This is a genomic window from Pseudomonas sp. OE 28.3, assembly GCF_014268205.2.
In the GTDB taxonomy this organism is placed as follows: domain Bacteria; phylum Pseudomonadota; class Gammaproteobacteria; order Pseudomonadales; family Pseudomonadaceae; genus Aquipseudomonas; species Aquipseudomonas edaphica.
Window position 1 is genome coordinate 1,385,099 of sequence record NZ_CP077082.1, and the last position, 18,332, is coordinate 1,403,430.

Consider the following 18,332-nt stretch of genomic DNA (forward strand, 5'->3'; position numbering starts at 1 on the left):
GCCAAAAGGGGGGCGGTCAGAGGTAGCGCAGGTCCAGGACAATGGCGCCGTCGAGCGGGACTTCCTGGTCCAGGGTCAGGTACTGCGAAAAATTGATGGCGGTGCTCACCTGAACCTGGACGGTCAACTGGCCGATGAAATCCGGTTGGCGGTCCCCGACTGGCGCAAAGGCCATATGCGCGCGTGGGTAAGCGTTGGGCTCCTGTGACCAGGTTTCGCCGTTGTCGTTGGACGCCAATACCTGCATGGGCTGCGCATCGCCCACTGCGTTGCGATAGGACAATGCCACGGATCCCAGGCGCTCCTCTGGGACGTGGATGTTCCTGCCCAGCCCGTAGAAATAATCGGGTGCCGACGAGGAGTCGGCGCGATTATCAATACCTACCAGCGCAAACAACATGGGCCTGGCGCACTGCACGCGCAGATCGAGCATCTGGATAGGCAGCACGGTGAATTCGTCGGCGTTGAGGCTATGGGAAGGAATCTTGCCGTGATCGACGGTGCCTTCATTAGTCAGCTCGACATGGCAGGCGTCCGGCGTTATCCGGCCGGTTACCGTGAGGTCGACGGTCGACGCCGCGTGGGCGTTGACTAAGGTGGCCAGGCAGAGGAGCAGCGCAGCCACGCAACGGCCAACGGTGTTCAGTACCGGCACAGGTAGGCGCAGCCCATGCCCGGCGGTAGTCAAGGGATGGGCGGCCATGGGTTACAGGTACTTCACTTCAACGGTGGCCGAGCCATCGATGGTTACCTCATTGCTGAGGTCCAAGCTGGCGGCGGCATTGATGATAGTGAGCACTTCCAGATCGACGCTCAGGTTTTGGATCGGCAGCGGCTGGGTGTCGTCGCTCATCGACGCTGCCGCCATGTACATGCTCGGCTCCCAGAATTTTTCGGAGTACCAGGTTTTGCCCTGGTCCATCGATGCGATGGGTTGAACGGTCACGCCGTCGGCAACCATGCCGCGCCAAGTGAGGGAGAAGTGGCCCAGCTTCTGGGTTTCGTTGATAAAGCCCAGGCCGAAGTCCGTGGTTAGACCTGAGGCTGCGCGGTTATCGATGGGGTGCAGAGCAAACTGGATCGGCGCGTCACAGTCGACGGTCATCGACAGGGTATGCACGCCAATCGCGGTGCCCCGGTCCGGGTTCAGGTCCTTGGCAGACACTTTGCCGTGGTCGATCATGCCACCGCCGGACAGGCTGGGCGTACAGGCGCTGGGCACAATCAGGCCTTTGACGGTCAGGTCGACGCTGCTGGCGGCAAAGGCATTGGCCGAACTGAGCAGCAGTGCGCTGACGGCCAGGGTGGTCAATCGAGTGTTCATCGGGAGGTTCCTTAGAGGTAATTGACTTGCACGGTGGCGTGACCGTCGATAGGCACATCGTCGGTCAGCGTCAGGCTGCTGGCGGGCGCAATGTGGGTGATCAGGCGTATCTCGGCGTCCAGTTCCTGGATCGCAATCGGCACCACGCCGTCGTTGTCGGCGACCGCCGTCAACACGGTATGGCTGAGCATCACTGAAGGCATCCAGGTGACGCCGCCATCCCGTGAGGTGATGGTGCGCACCGGTACGCCGTCGGCCACCGGCTGGTAGAGACCAAGCCCGGCATCGCCGAGTTTTTCATCGCTGGGGGTCAGGCCCAGGCCGTGCCAACTGAAGTGGCTGGCGGTGGTGCCGGCGCGGTTGTCGATGGTGTTCAAGGTAAAAAACGTCGGCCCTTCGCAGCGCACGCTCAAGAGCATGGTTTCTCTGGGCAGGTCGGTGTAGGTATCAGCGTTGAGGTCCTTGACCGACACCTTGCCGAAGTCGACATTGCCGCCGCCGGAAACCACTGGCGCGCAGGCGCTGGGCGTGATGATGCCCTTGACGGTAAGGTCCAGGCTGCTGGCGGCCAGCGTGAGAGACGAGGTGCCCAACAACAGGGCGGCCAGGGGCGCCGCTCTTAAGTAAGTCATCGTTTAAACCTTCCTTAGTAAGAGGATGAGGGGTTACAGGTACATCACTTCCAACGTGGCGGAGCCATCGACAGGTTGTTCCTGGGTCAATGTCAGGCCACTGGAAGGGGCGATAGTGGGGTGAACCACCAGGTTGCTGGTCAGTGCCTTGATCGCGATGGGCGCCCAGGTGCCACTTGCGTTGTTGCCGAAGGCGGCGAGCCTGCCGCGCATCCAGATGGCGTCCTCACTGTTTTCGCTCCAGGTGGCGCCGTTGTCGCTGGAGGCCAGCTTGCTGACCGGCAGGTTGTCGGCGAGGTAGTTGGTGATAATGATCACGTAGTCGCCGACCCGCTCTGTTTCGTTGATGAACCCCAGGCCATACGAGTAATCGTTGGGGCTATTGGCTGAGCCGGCGCGGTTATCCACACCATTGAGTGCAAACAGCGTGGCGGCCTCGCAGCTGAGGTTGAATGGCAAGGTAGTGGGCGGCAACGGAGTAGCCTGGTTTTCTTGCAGGTCCTTGGCGGCGATCTTTCCGTAGTCGGCAACACCGCCTTGGGCCAGTGCCGGGGTGCAGGCGCTGGGGGTAATCAGCCCCTTGACGGTCAGATCGATGCTGCTGGCGGCGAATGCTGGGCCGGCGCAGGTCAGCAACAATGTCGCGGCGATGGGAGTGCGGAGGCTAGCCATGGGTCACATCCTGTGATGTTAGAGGGGGTTACAGGTATTTCACTTCAATTGTGGCGGAGCCATAGATGGGGACCTCAGTGGTCAGGTCCATCCCGGCAGTTGGAGCGATAAGGGTTTGCACCTTGAGATCGGCCGTCACCAGCCGGACTGGGGTGGGCGCCCAACTGCCGGTCGAACGATCGCCAAACGAAGCGAGGTAGGCGGCTGGCCAAGTGTCACCTGGGATATTTTCCTGCCAGGTGAGGCCGTTATCGGAGGACTCAATCACGGAGATCGCTGCGTTGTCGGCTATAGGATTGCCGAAGGTCAGGGAGTACCCGCCCAATTTTTGGCCGCTGACCAGGCCCAGGCCATACCTGTTCATCGGGTCATGGGAGTCGCCTACATTATCGATGCCCTTGAGGGCCATCAGAGTTGGCGCCTCGCAGGTTATCGCCAGTTGCAGCGTGTGATTGCCGATGACCGTCCAATTGTCCGGCTTTAAATCCTTGGACGCGATTTTGCCGTGGTCGATGACCCCACCGCTTGAAAGGCTGGGGGCACAAGCGCTGGGTGTGATCAGCCCCTTGACGGTCAGGTCCACACTGCTGGCGGCGAACACTGACGAGGCGCTTGTGAGCAACAGCGCAGCGCTGAGCAGGGACAGCGAAGTCTTCATTTCAAAGGTCTCCATTTACAGGTACATGACTTCAAACGTTGTGGAGCCGTCCAGCGCCACTTCGTTGGCCAGGCTCAAGCCGTTGGCAGGCGCAACGGCGGTGTGCACGGTGATGTCCATGAGCGCGTCCTGCACGGGGTGCGGGGCCCAGCCGGAATCGCCACGGCTGCCCAGGGCCACCAACATATCGTCTTCTACGGGGTCCTCTGGATAGAGCGGCGCCCAGTCGCGCTGTTCGTACTGGTAGAGCAAGGTCGAAGGCGTTTCGGCGACGGGGTTGCTGAACATCAGTTGATACCCGCCGAGCTTTTCTGTGCCGTTGGCCAGGCCCAGGCCGTAGGAGCCTCGGCCAACGGTTGAGGAACCGGCTCGATTGTCGACGGGGTTGATGGCAAACAGCGTCGCCGCCTCGCAGTTCACGCTCAACTGCAATGTCTGGTCCTCAAGCCAGGTGTGGCTGTCGGGGTTCAGGTCTTTTGCTGCGATTTTTCCGTAGTCCACGGCGCCCGGCAGGTTGGGAGTGCAGGCGCTGGGGGTGATCAAACCCTTGACGGTCAGGTCCACGGAACTGGCGGCGAAGGCGGATGAGGTAATGGCGAGCAACAGCGCGCTGCTCAACAGGGGCAGGCTGGTCTTCATTTGGGAAATATCCATTTACAGGTACTTCATTTCAAAGGTTGCAGAGCCGTCGATTACCACTTCGTTGGTCAAGGTCAGGTTTCTTGCCGGTGCAATTGAGGTGTACAGCGTCATGTCCATGATCGCGTCTTTTATCGGGTGGGGTGCCCAACCGCTGTCGCCCCGGCTGCCCAGCGCCACCAGATCGTTGGGGGCGATGGCGTCATCTGTAAGGATCTCCGTCCATCGGCCCTCGGAGTTGAACATCGCAATCAGAGTGGAGGGCGTTTCGGCGGTGGGGTTGGTGAACGTCAGCTGATATACGCCGAGCTTCTGGTTTCCGTTGATCAAACCCAGGCCAAAGGCGGCGCCGTGAGCGGCGGAACCGGCTCGATTGTCGAGGGGGTGGATTGCAAACAGTGTCGCCGCGTCGCAATTGACGCTCAGTTGCAGGGTCTTTCTCTCAAGCGGCGTATAGCTGTCTAGGCTCAGGTCTTTTGCCGCGATTTTTCCAAAATCGACGTCACCTGGCAGGTTGGGTGTGCAGGCGCTGGGCGTGATGATGCCCTTGACGCTGAGGTCGACGCTGCTGGCGGCGAACACCGATGAGTTCATGGCGAGCAGCAGGGCACTGCTCAGCAGGGATACAGAGATCTTCATTTCATTTGTTCCATTACAGGCTGGCAGATTGAGGCGCGTGCGGGGCCACGCCCGACCCGGTATGAACGGGTGGTTGGCCAAGCGGCGGTCTCGGTGTTTATTGGCTGTTGCCTGGGAGTGGCAAGCCGACCCTCTTTGGGGTGGGCACAATTTAGCGAGGGGGGCGAGCAGGGGAAATACAACTAATACGACATTGGCAGGGCGGTGTGAAGGCGATGATTCAGGGGGGATTTTCGTAGTTGTTGTATGGGCTTTGGTTAACTCGAAAGGTTATTTGTTTTTGGCCGATAGCATTCAGAAGAATGCGTCGACCATTGCTGCATGATAGGCCTCAAGAGCTATTGCATCAGTGCTGCGGATTGCTGCTGGATCAATAGTTGCGATAGAGGTACTGATGGGTTCGCTGGTAGGTTCAACAGCAGGAGCGAGCCACAACCTGAAGCCGCCAACCCTTCCCCCGTTTCATTGGCGGCAGTTGAGTGTGCTGGTTGTGGATGATCATTCTGCCTACCGCCTGTTGTTGGGTGGTTTGTTGCAGAAACTGGGGCTGGGGCACGAGACGGCCGCCGACGGCTACCTCGGGCTGGTGGCCTTTACCACCCGACCGTTCGACCTGGTAATCAGCGATTGCCAGATGCCCTTCATGGACGGTTACAGCATGGCCCGCGCCATTCGCCAGCATGAGTGCGATACCGGGATGAGGCGAGTGCCGATCATTGCCTTGACCGCTAACCTGCAAAATGACAGTCCCAAGCGTTGCCGCGATGCCGGCATGGATGCCTGGTTGCTCAAACCCTTGACCCTTGAACAATTGCATGCGGTGTTGGTGCGCTGGTTGCCTGGCGTGGATGATCGGTATGTCGAACAGGCGGCCATTGTACCGCTCGCCGGCTGGCCAACGCGTGCCACGTTGGTCGCGACGTTTGGCAGCGAGCCTGTCGTCGATCAATTGTTGGAAACCCTGCTGTTCGAGGCGTGGGAGGACCATCGTTTGTTACGCCATGCCTGTGCGACGTTGAACGCATCATTGACAGCTGAACGCCTCCATCGCTTGGTGGGCAGCCTGGTGTTTTTGGGCGGCACCGGACTTGAACCCATGGCGGTGAGGCTGATTGAGCAGGTCCGGTCCCAGGGCGTTGCTGCGCACAAGGTGCAATTGGAGTTGTTCCTGGCTCGGTTGTACGTCTATCTCGAGTACCTGTCCGATGTCTGAGGAGTGGTGTTTTCACTGAGCGTTTGCAATCCGACGATCTAGTTTTGGCTGTAGGTTTTTTCCTGTTGTTATGTAGGCAAAAAAATGTGAACGAGTGAACATTGGGGTTGGCTGTAAGCGGCTGTTTGTTAGCGGTTGTTGATGAGCGCCGGCGGGGGTATTTTGCGCGGATTCAAGTTGCCATCATTCGTGGGAATTTATGCTTCGAGTAATTATTGCTGACGATCACCCCATTGTTCGTATCGGGCAGAAAGTCGTGATTGAGGCGCATGGCCGCTGCAAAGTGGTCGCGGAGGCCGATGGACCCGATCAATTGCTCGACGTGTTAAGTACGACGCCGTGCGACTTGCTCATCACCGACTTCGCCATGCCCGGCGGTCAGCAGGCCGATGGCTACGGGCTGTTGAGCCTGCTGCACCGCCAGTATCCGAAGTTGCCGGTGATTCTGGTGACCATGTTCGCCAGCGTCGCCACCCTGCGCGCTTCCTTCGCCCATGGTGCCAAGGCAGTGGTGGCTAAAAGTGCTTCGGCCAAGGAGCTGCCCCTGGCGATCAAGGCCGTGTGTGCCGGCCAGACGTTCGCCAGTGAATCCCTGCGGGTGCAAATGGTCGAGGCGGGCACGGGCGATCAGTCCCAGGAGCCGCAATTATCCGGCAAGGAGCGCGAGGTGGTGCGCATGCTGGCCAGCGGCATGACCGTCAGCGAGATCGCGGCACAGGTCAATCGCAGCATTTCCACGATCAGCAAGCAGAAAAGCACGGCCATGCAACGGCTGAGTATTTCCACCGATGTTGACCTGTTCGCCTATGCTCGCAGTGTTGGGATGGTGCCGTAGGCTCATCATTTGCGTGGCGAATGTCAGTAGCCAGCGCAGCGTGGGCAGCTTATCGTGCGGCTATTCTTTCGACGCCTGCGGAGCCTGCCCATGAGTGATGCCCATAACGCCCTGATCACCGAGTTCTACAGTGCTTTCCAGCGCCTGGACGCCGAAGCCATGGCCGCCTGCTACACCGACGACGTGGTGTTCAGCGACCCGGCCTTTGGTGAGTTGCGCGGGCGCGACGCCGGGGACATGTGGCGCATGCTCACCACGCGGGCCAAGGATTTCTCCCTGACCTTCGACCATGTGCGCAGTGATGACAGCACGGGCAGTGCGCATTGGGTGGCGACCTACCTGTTCAGCGCCACGGGCAATACGGTGGTCAACGATATCGGTGCGCGGTTTGTGTTTCGCGATGGCAAAATCTGCGAGCACCACGACCACTTCGACCTGTGGCGTTGGTCGCGCCAGGCGTTGGGCTTGAAGGGCTTGTTGCTGGGCTGGTCGCCGGCATTGAAGAACGCCGTGCGTGCCCAGGCGCTTAAAGGCTTGAAGGCATTTCAGGCCGGTCGTTGATAAGATTGGCGTTCTTTTGGTTTGCAGCAATCGTCCCGTGACTGAACTTCCTGAACCCAAACCCTGGTTCGTCTACCTGGTGCGTGCCGCCAATGGTTCGCTGTATTGCGGCATCAGCAATGACCCGGTGCGCCGCTTTGCCTCCCACCAGAGCGGCAAGGGCGCACGGTTTTTTCTGTCCAGCCCGGCCGTGGCGCTGGTGTACACCGAGCAGTGTGCTTCCAAGGGAGAGGCGCTGCGTCAGGAGCGGCTGATCAAAAAACTCAAGAAAAGCGCCAAGGAATGCCTGGCGGCGAGTGGCTCATTGATTTGATTGATAGGTTCTCATCGTCCCCACGCACGGTTTTGCAGGCTAAGCTGGCGGCTCACCTATCGAGCGGAGCCTGGCATGTCTGAGTTGATCCTGCACCATTACCCGCAATCGCCCTTTGCTGAAAAAGCCCGCCTGTTGCTGGGCTTCAAGGGCTTGTCCTGGCGCTCGGTGCGTATCGCGCCAGTGATGCCCAAACCTGACCTGATGCCGCTGACCGGTGGCTATCGCAAGACCCCGGTGCTGCAGGTCGGCGCCGATATATACTGTGACACGGCTTTGATCGCCCGCCGTTTGGAGCAGGAAAAGTCCGCGCCGGCACTGTTTCCCCAAGGCTTGGAACTGGTGACCCAAGGTTTCGCTGCCTGGGCGGATTCGGTGGTGTTCTCCCATGCCGTGGCGCTGGTGTTCCAGCCGGAATCCCTGGCGGTGAAATTTGCCAAGGTGCCGCCGGAAATGATCCAGGTGCTGGTGGCCGACCGCGCCAAATTGTTCAGTGGTGGCACGGCAGTTCGCGTGCAATTGGAGCAGGCAAAGCACCAATGGCCGGCGATTGTCAGCCGTATTGAGCAACAACTGCAGCACCAGGCCGGCGACTTCCTGTTCGGTGAAGCCTCGATCGCTGACTTTGCCCTGGCCCACCCGTTGTGGTTCCTCAAAGGTTCATCGGTGACGGCGCCGTTGGTCGATGCCTACCCGGCAGTGGCTGCCTGGCTGGACCGCGTATTGGGCTTTGGGCATGGCACTTTCAGCGAGATGAGTGCCGAGCAAGCCCTGGAAGTGGCGCGAAATACCGCGCCTGCGGCTTTGCCGAATGAGCTGTTCGAGGATTTGAACGGCTTCAAGCCCGGCCAGCAGGTGACCATTGCGGCCACTGACTACGGCACCGACCCGGTGGCGGGTGAACTGCTGTTCGCTGGCCGTGAAGAGCTGATCCTGCGCCGTACCGACGAGCGTGCTGGCACTGTGCATGTGCACTTCCCACGCATGGGCTTTCGCATTCAGGCGCAATAAATAAAAATAATTGCAAACAAAAGTGAGGTAAATCGCCCGCCCATCCGTGTAGTGTTTGAAACTGCGAGCTATTCGCATTAACAGCTTTTTCTACACGGGTTCTCACAGCATGAAGTCGACGGCGGGCGGTTGGGTAAAACAGTGGCTGGGAGCCTCGGTATTGGCGGCATCAGGCCTGGCGTTGCTGCCTCTGGCGATTGCGCAGGCGCAGGAGCAACAAAGCGCCCAGTTCAATTTTGCCCTGGCAGCCAAGCCGCTGCCCCAGGCGCTGAGCGATTTCAGCCGGGTCACCGGCATCAGCGTGATCTACACCGACGAAGCGCCCTATGGCCTTAGCGCCCCGGCTGTCAGCGGGCAGATGAGCGCCACCCAGGCCCTGCAACGGCTGCTCGGCAACTCAGGCTTTACTTTTCGCCAGATCGACGCCCGTACTCTGGCGCTTGAGCCTGTGCCTACCGACGGCGCAGTCAACCTGGGCGCCACCACTATCAGTGGCGCGAGCCAAGCCCAGGACACCACCAGTTATCAGCCCCCGCCCACCAGCTCGGTGATGCGCTCCCACGGCCTGCTGCTGGAAACCCCTCAAACCGTCAACGTCGTGCCGGCCCAAGTGCTGCGTGACCAACAGCCGCGCAACCTGGATGACGCCCTGGGCAATATCAGCGGCATCACCCAGGCCAACACCCTCGGCAGCACCCAGGACGCGGTGATGCTGCGCGGTTTTGGTGACAACCGTAACGGCTCGATCATGAAGGACGGTATGCCCGTGGTGCAGGGCCGGGCGCTGAACGCCACCGCCGAGCGCGTCGAAGTGCTCAAAGGCCCGTCGTCTTTGCTGTATGGCATCCAGGACCCGGGCGGCGTGGTCAATATCGTCAGCAAGAAGCCCGAGCTGGTGCAGTCCACCTCGTTGACCGCGCGCGGCTCGACCTTCGGTGACGGCAAGAACGGCAGCGGCGGCAACCTCGACACCACCGGCCCGATTGGTGACAGCGGCCTGGCCTATCGCCTGATCGTCGACCACGAAGACGAAGATTACTGGCGCAACTTCGGCACCCACCGCGAAACGTTGGTGGCGCCGTCGCTGGCCTGGTACGGCGACACCACCAAAGTGGTGTTCGCCTATGAGCACCGCGAATTCCTCTCGCCGTTCGACCGTGGCACCGCCATCGACCCCAAGACCAACCACCCGTTGAACATCCCCGCGACCCGTCGGCTGGATGAGCCGTTCAACAATATGCAAGGCCGCTCCGACCTGTATCGCCTGGAAGTCGACCACGACTTGAACGACGACTGGAAAGCGCACTTCGGCTACAGCTGGAACCGCGAGACCTACGACGCCAGCCAGGTGCGCGTAGTCAAGGTCAACACCAACGGCACCCTGACCCGCAGCATGGACGGCACCCAGGGTGCGCTGACCACCGACCGCTTCGCCACCACCAGCCTGGAAGGCAAGGTCAATGTCGGCGGCATGCAGCACGACCTGGTGTTCGGGCTCGACGACGAGTACCGCAAGATCTACCGCGCCGACCTGATTCGCCAGGCGCCGCGTGGTGTCTTCAACTATAACGATCCGGTGTACGGCAACGAAGTCGCGGGCACCAAAGTCAGCGCGCCGGACAGTAACCAGACCGACCTGCTGCGCAGCGATTCGCTATTCTTCCAGGACGCCATCCACCTCAATGACCAGTGGATTCTGGTCGGCGGTGCGCGCTACCAGATGTACGACCAATACGCCGGCAAAGGCGTGCCGTTCACCGCCAACACCGATGGCAACGGCCAGAAGTGGGTGCCGCGTGCCGGCCTGGTGTATCGCTACACCGATCAATTGTCGTTCTATGGCAGCTACACCGAGTCGTTCAAACCCAACTCCACCATCGCGCCGTTGGCGAACAAAAGCGTATTGGATGGCAGCCTGGAACCGGAGCAGTCCAAAGCCTGGGAGCTGGGCACCAAACTCGACATACCGGGGCGTATAACCGCCAGTGCGGCGCTGTTCAATATCGAAAAACGCAACGTGCTGGTGCAGGTCGGCGACGGTTTGGCAGCGGTCTACAGCGTGGCGGGCAAAGTGCGTTCCCGTGGCCTTGAGCTGGACGCCAGCGGCCAGTTGACCGACAACTGGAGCCTGATCGGCAGCTATGCCTACACCGATGCCGAGGTGACTGAAGACCCGACGCTTAAGGGCAATCGCCTGCAAAACGTGGCGAAAAACACCGCTTCGTTGTCGGCCGTGTACGACTTCGGCAGCATTCTCGGCGGCGATCAATTGCGTGTGGGCGCCGGTGCCCGTTACGTGGGCGAACGGGCCGGGGACGCGGCCAACAGCTTCGAGCTGCCGAGCTACACCGTGGCCGATGCGTTTGCCAGCTACGACACCAAAATCGATGGGCAGAAAGTCAAGTTCCAGCTCAACGTGAAGAACCTGTTTGATCGCACCTACTACACCTCGTCGGTGAACACGCAGTTCGTGTCCATCGGCGATGCGCGGCAGGTGTCGGTTTCCAGCACGCTGCAGTTTTAAGGCAAGCGACCTCTTGTGGCGAGGGAGCTTGTTGTGGCGAGCGGGGCAAGCCCGCTCGCCACAACGGCCCCGATCCCACAGCAGCCACGCTCGCCACAACGGCAATGAGCTGGTAGCGTTGCCGCCACTGAAGGCTTTGCGGGAAAACGGTACTGATGCAGTTGGGTCGATGGATACACACCAGCGCGATGCTGGTGGGCTTGAGTTTGTTACTGGGCGGTTGCGCCACGCCTTCCAAGACGGCCACCGGGCACAGCCTCGACCAGTTGCTGGCCGACCCGGCGCTGCACGGCGCCTCGGTCTCGCTGATGGTGCGGGACGCCAACAGTGGCGCCACGCTGTATCAGCACAACCCGCGCACGCGGCTGGTGCCGGCTTCCAACCTCAAACTGCTGACCACGGCCGCGGCCATGGATGTGCTTGGGCCGCAGTACCGTTTCGCCACGCAACTGCTGAGCAACGGCATTCGCCAGGGCGACCGCTTGACCGGCAACCTGTACCTGCGCGGCCTGGGTGACCCGACCATTCAGTTCGCCGATTACCAGGCGTTGGCGGCGCAGTTGGCCAGCCAGGGCGTGCGTCAGGTGCAGGGCGACCTGGTGTTTGACGACACCTGGTTTGACGCCGAGCGGCTGGGCGTCGACTGGTCCCATGACGATGAAACCACCTACTACGGCGCACAGATTTCGGCGCTGACCGTGTCGCCCAATACCGATTTCGATGCTGGCAGCGTGCTGGTCACCGCCAAGGCGCCAGCGCGGGCCGGGCAGCCTGTGAGTGTCGACATCTTCCCGCCAACCAACTACCTGCAACTGAGCAACCGCGCGGTCAGCGGGCCGGGCAACACCTACGGGATCAACCGTCGCCATGGCACCAACCTGCTGCAGCTCAGTGGGGCCGTGGCGCCGGGGCGACAGAGCGAGCAGTTGGTGAGTGTCTGGGAGCCAACGCAACTGGTGGCCAACCTGTTCGAGCAAGCGCTGGCGCAGCAAGGCATCACAGTGCTTGGCCGTCGAGTGATGGGCGGTGCCAGCCCGGTTGCGGTGACGGTACTGGCCGAGCAGAAGTCGGCGCCGTTGCAGGAATTGATTACGCCGCTGCTCAAACTTTCGAACAACAACATGTCCGAAGCCTTGCTCAAGGCGATGGGCCGCCAGACAGTCAACAGTGGCACGGCGGCGGCGGGTGCGGTGGCGGTGGCCGGGTTTCTCAAGCGCCAGGGGCTGGATACGGCGACATTGAGCCAGGTCGATGGTTCGGGGCTGTCGCGGCGTAACCTGGTGTCGTCGCAAAACCTCACCGACCTGCTGCTGGCCGCGAGTAAACAGCCGTGGTTCAACGCCTGGTACAACGCGCTGCCGATCGCCGGCAACACCGACCGCATGACCGGCGGCAGCCTGCGGTATCGCCTGCGCGGTACACCGGCCGAGAACAACCTGCATGCCAAGACCGGCTCCATGGGCGGCGTGTCGTCCTTGAGCGGTTACATCACCGATAGCAAGGGGCGCAAGCTGGTGTTCTCGATGCTGAGCAACAACTACGTGGTGGGTGGCGCGCAGGTCAAAGCCGTGGAAAACCGCGTGGCGCTGGCTTTGTCAGGCTGGGACGAGTGATTCAGGGCTGATAGCCCATGCGCCAACTCACGGCCCGAGTCGCCGCCAGCAAGTGCTGCGCCGCCGGGCCGTCTTCATCGGCATGGAACAGTGAGGTGGGGCCGACCACGGTCATCACCGCCGCGACGTGCCCAACCGCATTGAACACCGGCGCCGATAATGCATCCACGCCGGGCATCAGCAAACCATGCACAAAGTGCAGGCCACGGCTGCGGATCTGTTCGCAGGCGCTGGCGTAAGCCTCGTCGTCCGCCAGGGCATGGGCAGTCCCGGCCTGAATCTCGCGTTCGCGCAATTCCACGGTTTCCCGCGACGGTAAATAGGCGCTGAACACCAGCCCGGTGGACGAGCTGAGCAGCGGCAGCACCGAACCCAGCTGCGTCACCACGGTGACGGCGCGCACCGCCGGCTCGATCTGCACCACGGTCGCGCCCTGGTTGCCCCACACCGCCAAAAAGCAGGTTTCATTCAATTCATCGCGCAGCTCTGCCAGCGGCATCGCGCCGACTTTCAACACATCCATGCTGCCCAGCGCTGCCAAACCTACGCGCAAGGCCTCGCGACCCAAGCCGTAATGGTTGGTGGCGGCGTTCTGCTCGGCGAAGCCCGAGGCGATCAGTGCCTGCAAATAGCGGTGGACCTTGCTCGCCGGCATCTGCACATGGTCGGCCAGGCGCGACAGCGAAGTGGCCGGGGACAGCTCGGCCAGCGCCTTGAGGATATCGGTGCCCACTTCGGCCGAGCGGACTTTCTGTTTACCGGTGTCGCGGGGCTTTTCCATGGAAGGGCGAGAATCCGAGAGATGAATGGGCGTCTTTATAGCTTGACGGTCGATAGTGATCAAATTACGTTATGCGTAACTGGATTACGATAAAAACAACTTCCGCACAGAGGATGATCCATGAACCTCGAATACCTGTCGGGCTTCGGCAATGAATTCGCCAGCGAAGCCCTGCCCGGCGCGCTGCCCGTCGGCCAGAACTCCCCGCAAAAAGCCCCCTACGGCCTGTACACCGAATTGTTCTCCGGCACCGCCTTTACCATGGCGCGCAGCGAAGCCCGCCGCACTTGGCTGTACCGCATTCAGCCATCAGCCAACCACCCGGCGTTTATCAAGCTGGAACGGCAATTGGCCGGTGGGCCGTTGGGCGCGGTGACGCCGAATCGCTTGCGCTGGAACCCGCTGGATAGTCCAAGTGAGCCGACCGACTTTGTCGACGGCCTTGTAGGCATGGTCGCTAACTCCGGGTCGGAAAAACCCTCAGGCATCAGCATCTACAACTACCGCGCCAACCGTTCCATGGAGCGGGTGTTCTTCAACGCCGATGGCGAACTGTTGATCGTCCCCGAGCAGGGCCGTCTGCGTATCGCCACCGAATTGGGGGTGCTGAACGTCGAGCCACTGGAAATCGTGGTGCTGCCTCGTGGTTTGAAATTTCGCATCGAACTGCTGGATGCGCAGGCTCGTGGCTATGTCGCGGAAAACCATGGTGCGCCACTGCGCCTGCCAGACCTTGGGCCGATCGGCAGTAACGGCCTGGCTAACCCGCGTGACTTCCTCACGCCGGTTGCGCACTACGAAGACAGCAAAAAGCCGACCACGCTGGTGCAGAAATTCCTCGGCGAACTCTGGGCCTGCGAGCTGGACCATTCGCCGTTGAACGTAGTCGCCTGGCACGGCAATAACGTGCCGTACAAGTACGACCTGCGCCGCTTCAACACCCTCGGCACGGTGAGTTTCGATCACCCGGACCCGTCGATTTTCACCGTATTAACCTCGCCCACCAGTGTGCACGGCTTGGCCAACCTCGACTTCGTGATCTTCCCGCCGCGCTGGATGGTGGCCGAGAACACCTTCCGTCCGCCGTGGTTCCATCGCAACCTGATGAACGAATACATGGGCCTGATCCAGGGCGCCTACGACGCCAAGGCCGAGGGTTTCCTGCCGGGTGGCGCGTCGCTGCACAGCTGCATGAGCGCCCATGGCCCGGACGGCGAGACCTGCACCAAAGCCATCAACGTGGACCTGGCGCCGCACAAGATCGATAACACCATGGCCTTCATGTTTGAGACCAGCCAGGTGCTGCGCCCGACACAGTTCGCCCTTGAGTGCCCGCAACTGCAACCTTCCTACGATGCGTGCTGGGCCTCGCTGCCCGCCACCTTCAACCCGAACCGGAGATAACCGATGACTCAGCCAACCTTTACCCGCAGCTGGGTAGCCTCCGCCAACGGCCACCGCGATTTCCCCTTGCAGAACCTGCCGCTGGGCGTGTTCAGCATCAATGGCTCGGCGCCGCGCAGTGGCGTGGCGATTGGCGATTCGATTCTCGACCTGCACGCTGCGCTGGATGAGTTCGAAGGTGAAGCACGGCGTGCCGTTGAAGCCACTGCCGGTGGTCAACTGAACGCGTTTTTTGAACTCGGCCGTGGCCCGCGCGTAGCCTTGCGCGAGCGCCTGCTGGAGTTACTCGCCGAAGGCAGCAAGCTGCACACCCGTGAGGCGCAGGTGCTGCACCGCGCGGCTGATTGCCAGATGCATCTGCCGGCAAAAATCAGTGATTACACCGACTTTTATGTGGGCATCGAACACGCGCAAAACGTCGGCAAACTGTTCCGTCCCGACAACCCGTTGCTGCCCAACTACAAGTACGTGCCGATTGGCTATCACGGCCGCGCCTCGACCATTCGCCCCTCGGGCACGGACGTACGTCGGCCTAAAGGCCAGACGCTTCCGGCCGGCCACACCGAGCCCACCTTCGGCCCGTGCGCGCGCCTGGATTATGAGTTGGAACTGGGCATCTGGATCGGCCAGGGCAATGCCATGGGCGACTCGATTGCCATTGGCGACGCCGCCGAGCATATCGCCGGTTTCTGCCTGCTCAACGACTGGTCGGCGCGGGATATCCAGGCCTGGGAATACCAGCCGCTCGGCCCGTTCCTGTCGAAAAGCTTCATCACCAGCATTTCGCCGTGGGTGGTCACCGCCGAAGCCCTGGAGCCGTTTCGCAAAGCCCAGCCGGCGCGCCCCGAAGGTGACCCGCAGCCGCTGCCTTACCTGCTGGACACGCGTGACCAGGCCGCTGGCGGTTTCGACATCGAGCTGGAAGTGCTGCTGACCACCGCCGCGATGCGCGAGCAAAACTTGCCGGAACACCGCCTGACCCTGAGCAACACCCAGCACATGTACTGGACCGTAGCGCAAATGGTTGCTCACCACAGCGTCAATGGCTGCCAGTTGCAGGCCGGTGACCTGTTTGGTTCGGGCACTTTGTCCGGGCCGCAGCCGGGGCAATTCGGCAGCCTGCTGGAGATCACCGAAGGCGGTAAAAAGCCGATCGAACTGGCCTCCGGCGAGGTGCGCAAGTTCCTTGAAGATGGCGACGAAATCATCCTGCGCGCCCGTTGCAGCCGTGAGGGGTTTGCCTCCATCGGTTTCGGCGAATGCCGTGGCACTGTGATCGCAGCACGCTAAGAGGGCAGGGCGATGGAACTCTATACCTACTACCGTTCTACGGCGTCGTACCGGGTGCGTATCGCCCTGGCACTCAAGGGGCTGGACTTTACCGCCGTGCCGGTGAACCTGCTGGTCCCGCCGGGCGGTGCGAATCGCCAGCCGGCGTACCTGGCGATCAACCCGCAGGGCCGCGTGCCGGCGCTGCGTACCGATGAGGGTGAACTGTTGATTCAATCACCGGCAATCATTGAGTACCTGGAAGAGTGTTATCCACAGGCGCCGCTGCTTTCCAAGGACTTGGCGACCCGCGCCCATGAGCGTGCGGTGGCGTCGATTATTGGCTGCGATATCCATCCGCTGCACAACTCCAGCACGCAAAACCTGCTGCGTAAATGGGGGCATGACGAGGCGCAAGTGCTCGAGTGGATCTGGCATTGGATCAGCCAGGGCCTGGGCGCGGTGGAGCAGTTGATTGGGGATGAAGGCTTTTGTTTTGGTGACCAGCCGGGGATGGCGGATGCGTTTCTGATCCCGCAGTTGTACGCGGCTGAGCGTTTCAAGGTGCCGTTGGGCGCGTACCCACGCATTGGACGCGTGGCGGCGCTGGCGGCGCAGCATCCGGCATTTGTGCAAGCGCATCCGGCCAACCAACCCGACACCCCCTAAATCAATGTGGGAGCTGGCTTGCCTGCGATAGCGGTCTATCAGTTGATCATTCGCTGGCTGACACACCGTCATCGCAGGCAAGCCAGCTCCCACAGTTTGATCCGCGTCATCCTTATAAAAATAACAGGTACCTTGCGATGCACAATCAGATTGCCAGCTTTCGCGCGGCACTCGACGCCCGTCCGGTGTCGCGCTACCAGTGGTTGATTCTCCTGTTGCTGGCGTTGCTGCTGGTAACCGACGGCTATGACGCCCAGGTGCTGGGCTACGTAGTGCCGGCATTGGCCAAGGATTGGGGGCTGGAAAAAGCCGCGTTCGGCCCGGTATTCAGCGCCAACCTGTTGGGCCTGACCCTGGGTTCGTTATTGGTAACGCCGCTGGCCGACCGCTTTGGTGTGCGCCGTATCCTGCTCGCCTGCGTGCTGATCTACGCGAGCCTCACCGTGCTGATGGTGTTCGCCAACTCCCTGACCACACTGATGGCCGCGCGGTTTATCTGCGGCATTGGCATGGGCGGCGCGATGCCCAGCGCCATGGCGTTGATGTCGGAATATTCCCCGCCGCGCATGCGTACCTTGATGGTGACCCTGGCCGCCTGCGGCTTCTCGTTCGGTGGCGCGGCGGGTGGGTTTGTAGCCGCAGGTTTTATCGAAGGCTACGGCTGGCAGGCGGTGTTTCTGGCAGGCGGGGTGACGCCGTTGCTGCTGTTCCCCTTCCTGGTGTGGTTGCTGCCGGAATCCTTGCCGCGTTTGCTGCGGGATGCGCCGCCGTATGCGCGACTGCAAAAGGTTACGGCGCGCATGCTGCCCGACTGGCAGCCGCCGCTGGCGAGCGAGGCAGAGAATCTTCAGGAGCAGGGCAGCAAACTCACGGTGGTGGAGCTGTTTCGCAACGGCTACGCGCGTCCGACCATACTGATTTGGGCCACTTTTTTTGTCAGCCTGATCCTGCTGTATTTCATGATCAGCTGGCTGCCGACGCTGTTGCTGGAAAGCGGCCTGACGTTGAAGCAAGCAAACCTTGTGACCTCGATGTTCCTGTTTGCCGGCACTTTGGGCGCCATCGGCATGGCCTGGTTTGCCGACCGCCTGAAAAGCAAAGTGCGGCTGCTATCCGGCGTGCTGGCGGCGGCTGCTGTGTGCACGATTTTGCTCGGGCTGAACCACGACAACCCGCGTTATCTGGTGGCCTGTGTGTTCGCGGCGGGGTTCTGCATTATTGGTGGGCAACTGACCCTCAACGCCTTCGCCAGCAACTTCTATCCGGCGCATGTGCGTGCTACCGGCACCGGCTGGGCGTTGGGCGTGGGGCGCTTTGGTTCAATCCTGGGGCCGTTGTTTGGCAGCATGTTGCTGGCGATGCATATTCCGGTGGAGCAGATTTTCTTCTTCTGCGCGATTCCGGCGGTGATTGCGGCGCTGCTGATCATTCAAGTGCGCTCGCCTGGCTCCAACGCGCCGCAGGGTCCATTGCACAGCGATATTCTCAAGGCGCCGGCCAATCATTGATTCAACGCAGATCAAATGTGGGAGCTGGCTTGTTGTGGCGAGCGGGCTTGCCCCGCGTTGGGCTGCG

At 61.3% G+C, this 18,332-nt stretch carries 19 protein-coding genes; 11 read left to right on the plus strand and 8 right to left on the minus strand.

All coding sequences use genetic code 11. The annotated features are described in order from the left end of the window. Positions 1-16: 16 nt before the first annotated feature. The 7 genes from HU759_RS06125 to HU759_RS06155 are packed head-to-tail and all read right to left on the minus strand — an operon-like array spanning position 17 to position 4,564. A complete protein-coding gene (locus tag HU759_RS06125; protein WP_017135191.1) occupies positions 17-703 on the minus strand; it encodes a DUF1120 domain-containing protein in 687 nt (228 codons plus the stop codon). 3 nt (positions 704-706) lie between these two features. After that, positions 707-1,324, minus strand: a complete 618-nt coding sequence (locus tag HU759_RS06130) for a DUF1120 domain-containing protein (RefSeq protein ID WP_017135190.1) — start codon at positions 1,322-1,324, stop codon at positions 707-709. Between the two features lie 11 nt (positions 1,325-1,335). Continuing rightward, positions 1,336-1,956 carry a DUF1120 domain-containing protein gene (locus tag HU759_RS06135; protein WP_017135189.1) on the minus strand — a complete coding sequence of 207 codons (621 nt, stop codon included), beginning with the start codon at positions 1,954-1,956 and terminating at the stop codon, positions 1,336-1,338. A gap of 33 nt (positions 1,957-1,989) precedes the next feature. Further along, entirely contained in the window at positions 1,990-2,628 is a 639-nt protein-coding gene (locus tag HU759_RS06140) for a DUF1120 domain-containing protein (RefSeq protein WP_186616773.1), read from the minus strand. A 28-nt stretch (positions 2,629-2,656) separates the two neighbouring features. Then, a complete protein-coding gene (locus HU759_RS06145; RefSeq protein WP_225933033.1) occupies positions 2,657-3,301 on the minus strand; it encodes a DUF1120 domain-containing protein in 645 nt (214 codons plus the stop codon). Next, positions 3,302-3,925 (minus strand): DUF1120 domain-containing protein, encoded by a 624-nt coding sequence (locus HU759_RS06150; protein WP_186616827.1) that lies wholly within the window; start codon positions 3,923-3,925, stop codon positions 3,302-3,304. A gap of 15 nt (positions 3,926-3,940) precedes the next feature. Beyond that, a complete protein-coding gene (locus tag HU759_RS06155; RefSeq protein WP_186616774.1) occupies positions 3,941-4,564 on the minus strand; it encodes a DUF1120 domain-containing protein in 624 nt (207 codons plus the stop codon). Between the two features lie 394 nt (positions 4,565-4,958). Here HU759_RS06155 and HU759_RS06160 point away from each other — a divergent pair, with 394 nt between their 5' ends. The 7 genes from HU759_RS06160 to dacB all read left to right on the plus strand — a co-directional run bounded on the left by HU759_RS06160 (position 4,959) and on the right by dacB (position 12,634). Next, positions 4,959-5,777 (plus strand): response regulator, encoded by an 819-nt coding sequence (locus tag HU759_RS06160; RefSeq protein WP_017135184.1) that lies wholly within the window; start codon positions 4,959-4,961, stop codon positions 5,775-5,777. A gap of 199 nt (positions 5,778-5,976) precedes the next feature. After that, positions 5,977-6,612, plus strand: a complete 636-nt coding sequence (locus HU759_RS06165) for a response regulator transcription factor (protein WP_017135183.1) — start codon at positions 5,977-5,979, stop codon at positions 6,610-6,612. A gap of 90 nt (positions 6,613-6,702) precedes the next feature. Then, the gene (locus HU759_RS06170; protein ID WP_010212931.1) at positions 6,703-7,173 is read left to right on the plus strand and encodes a nuclear transport factor 2 family protein; all 471 of its coding nucleotides are present in this window, start codon (positions 6,703-6,705) and stop codon (positions 7,171-7,173) included. Between the two features lie 37 nt (positions 7,174-7,210). After that, the gene (locus tag HU759_RS06175) at positions 7,211-7,486 is read left to right on the plus strand and encodes a GIY-YIG nuclease family protein (RefSeq protein WP_017135182.1); all 276 of its coding nucleotides are present in this window, start codon (positions 7,211-7,213) and stop codon (positions 7,484-7,486) included. A gap of 75 nt (positions 7,487-7,561) precedes the next feature. Next, positions 7,562-8,497 carry a glutathione S-transferase family protein gene (locus HU759_RS06180; RefSeq protein ID WP_017135181.1) on the plus strand — a complete coding sequence of 312 codons (936 nt, stop codon included), beginning with the start codon at positions 7,562-7,564 and terminating at the stop codon, positions 8,495-8,497. A gap of 109 nt (positions 8,498-8,606) precedes the next feature. Then, positions 8,607-11,021, plus strand: a complete 2,415-nt coding sequence (locus HU759_RS06185) for a TonB-dependent receptor (protein WP_176991334.1) — start codon at positions 8,607-8,609, stop codon at positions 11,019-11,021. A 155-nt stretch (positions 11,022-11,176) separates the two neighbouring features. Beyond that, positions 11,177-12,634 (plus strand): D-alanyl-D-alanine carboxypeptidase/D-alanyl-D-alanine-endopeptidase, encoded by a 1,458-nt coding sequence (dacB, locus tag HU759_RS06190; RefSeq protein WP_186616775.1) that lies wholly within the window; start codon positions 11,177-11,179, stop codon positions 12,632-12,634. A 1-nt stretch (position 12,635) separates the two neighbouring features. Here the strand turns inward: dacB and HU759_RS06195 are convergent, their stop codons facing one another. Further along, on the minus strand, positions 12,636-13,415 hold the full coding sequence (locus HU759_RS06195) for an IclR family transcriptional regulator (protein WP_017135179.1): 780 nt from the start codon (positions 13,413-13,415) through the stop codon (positions 12,636-12,638). Between the two features lie 120 nt (positions 13,416-13,535). On the opposite strand from HU759_RS06195, the gene hmgA reads away from it, so the two are divergent. The 4 genes from hmgA to HU759_RS06215 all read left to right on the plus strand — a co-directional run bounded on the left by hmgA (position 13,536) and on the right by HU759_RS06215 (position 18,265). Then, positions 13,536-14,819 carry a homogentisate 1,2-dioxygenase gene (gene hmgA / locus HU759_RS06200; protein ID WP_017135178.1) on the plus strand — a complete coding sequence of 428 codons (1,284 nt, stop codon included), beginning with the start codon at positions 13,536-13,538 and terminating at the stop codon, positions 14,817-14,819. 3 nt (positions 14,820-14,822) lie between these two features. Beyond that, positions 14,823-16,109: a fumarylacetoacetase gene (gene fahA / locus HU759_RS06205; protein WP_138451815.1), complete on the plus strand. Its 1,287-nt coding sequence runs from the start codon at positions 14,823-14,825 to the stop codon at positions 16,107-16,109. A gap of 12 nt (positions 16,110-16,121) precedes the next feature. Then, positions 16,122-16,757: a maleylacetoacetate isomerase gene (gene maiA, locus HU759_RS06210; protein WP_186616776.1), complete on the plus strand. Its 636-nt coding sequence runs from the start codon at positions 16,122-16,124 to the stop codon at positions 16,755-16,757. Positions 16,758-16,894: 137 nt separating this feature from the next. After that, positions 16,895-18,265, plus strand: coding sequence for an aromatic acid/H+ symport family MFS transporter (locus tag HU759_RS06215; protein WP_017135175.1), 1,371 nt, complete (start codon positions 16,895-16,897; stop codon positions 18,263-18,265). The last annotated feature ends 67 nt before the right edge of the window (positions 18,266-18,332 follow it).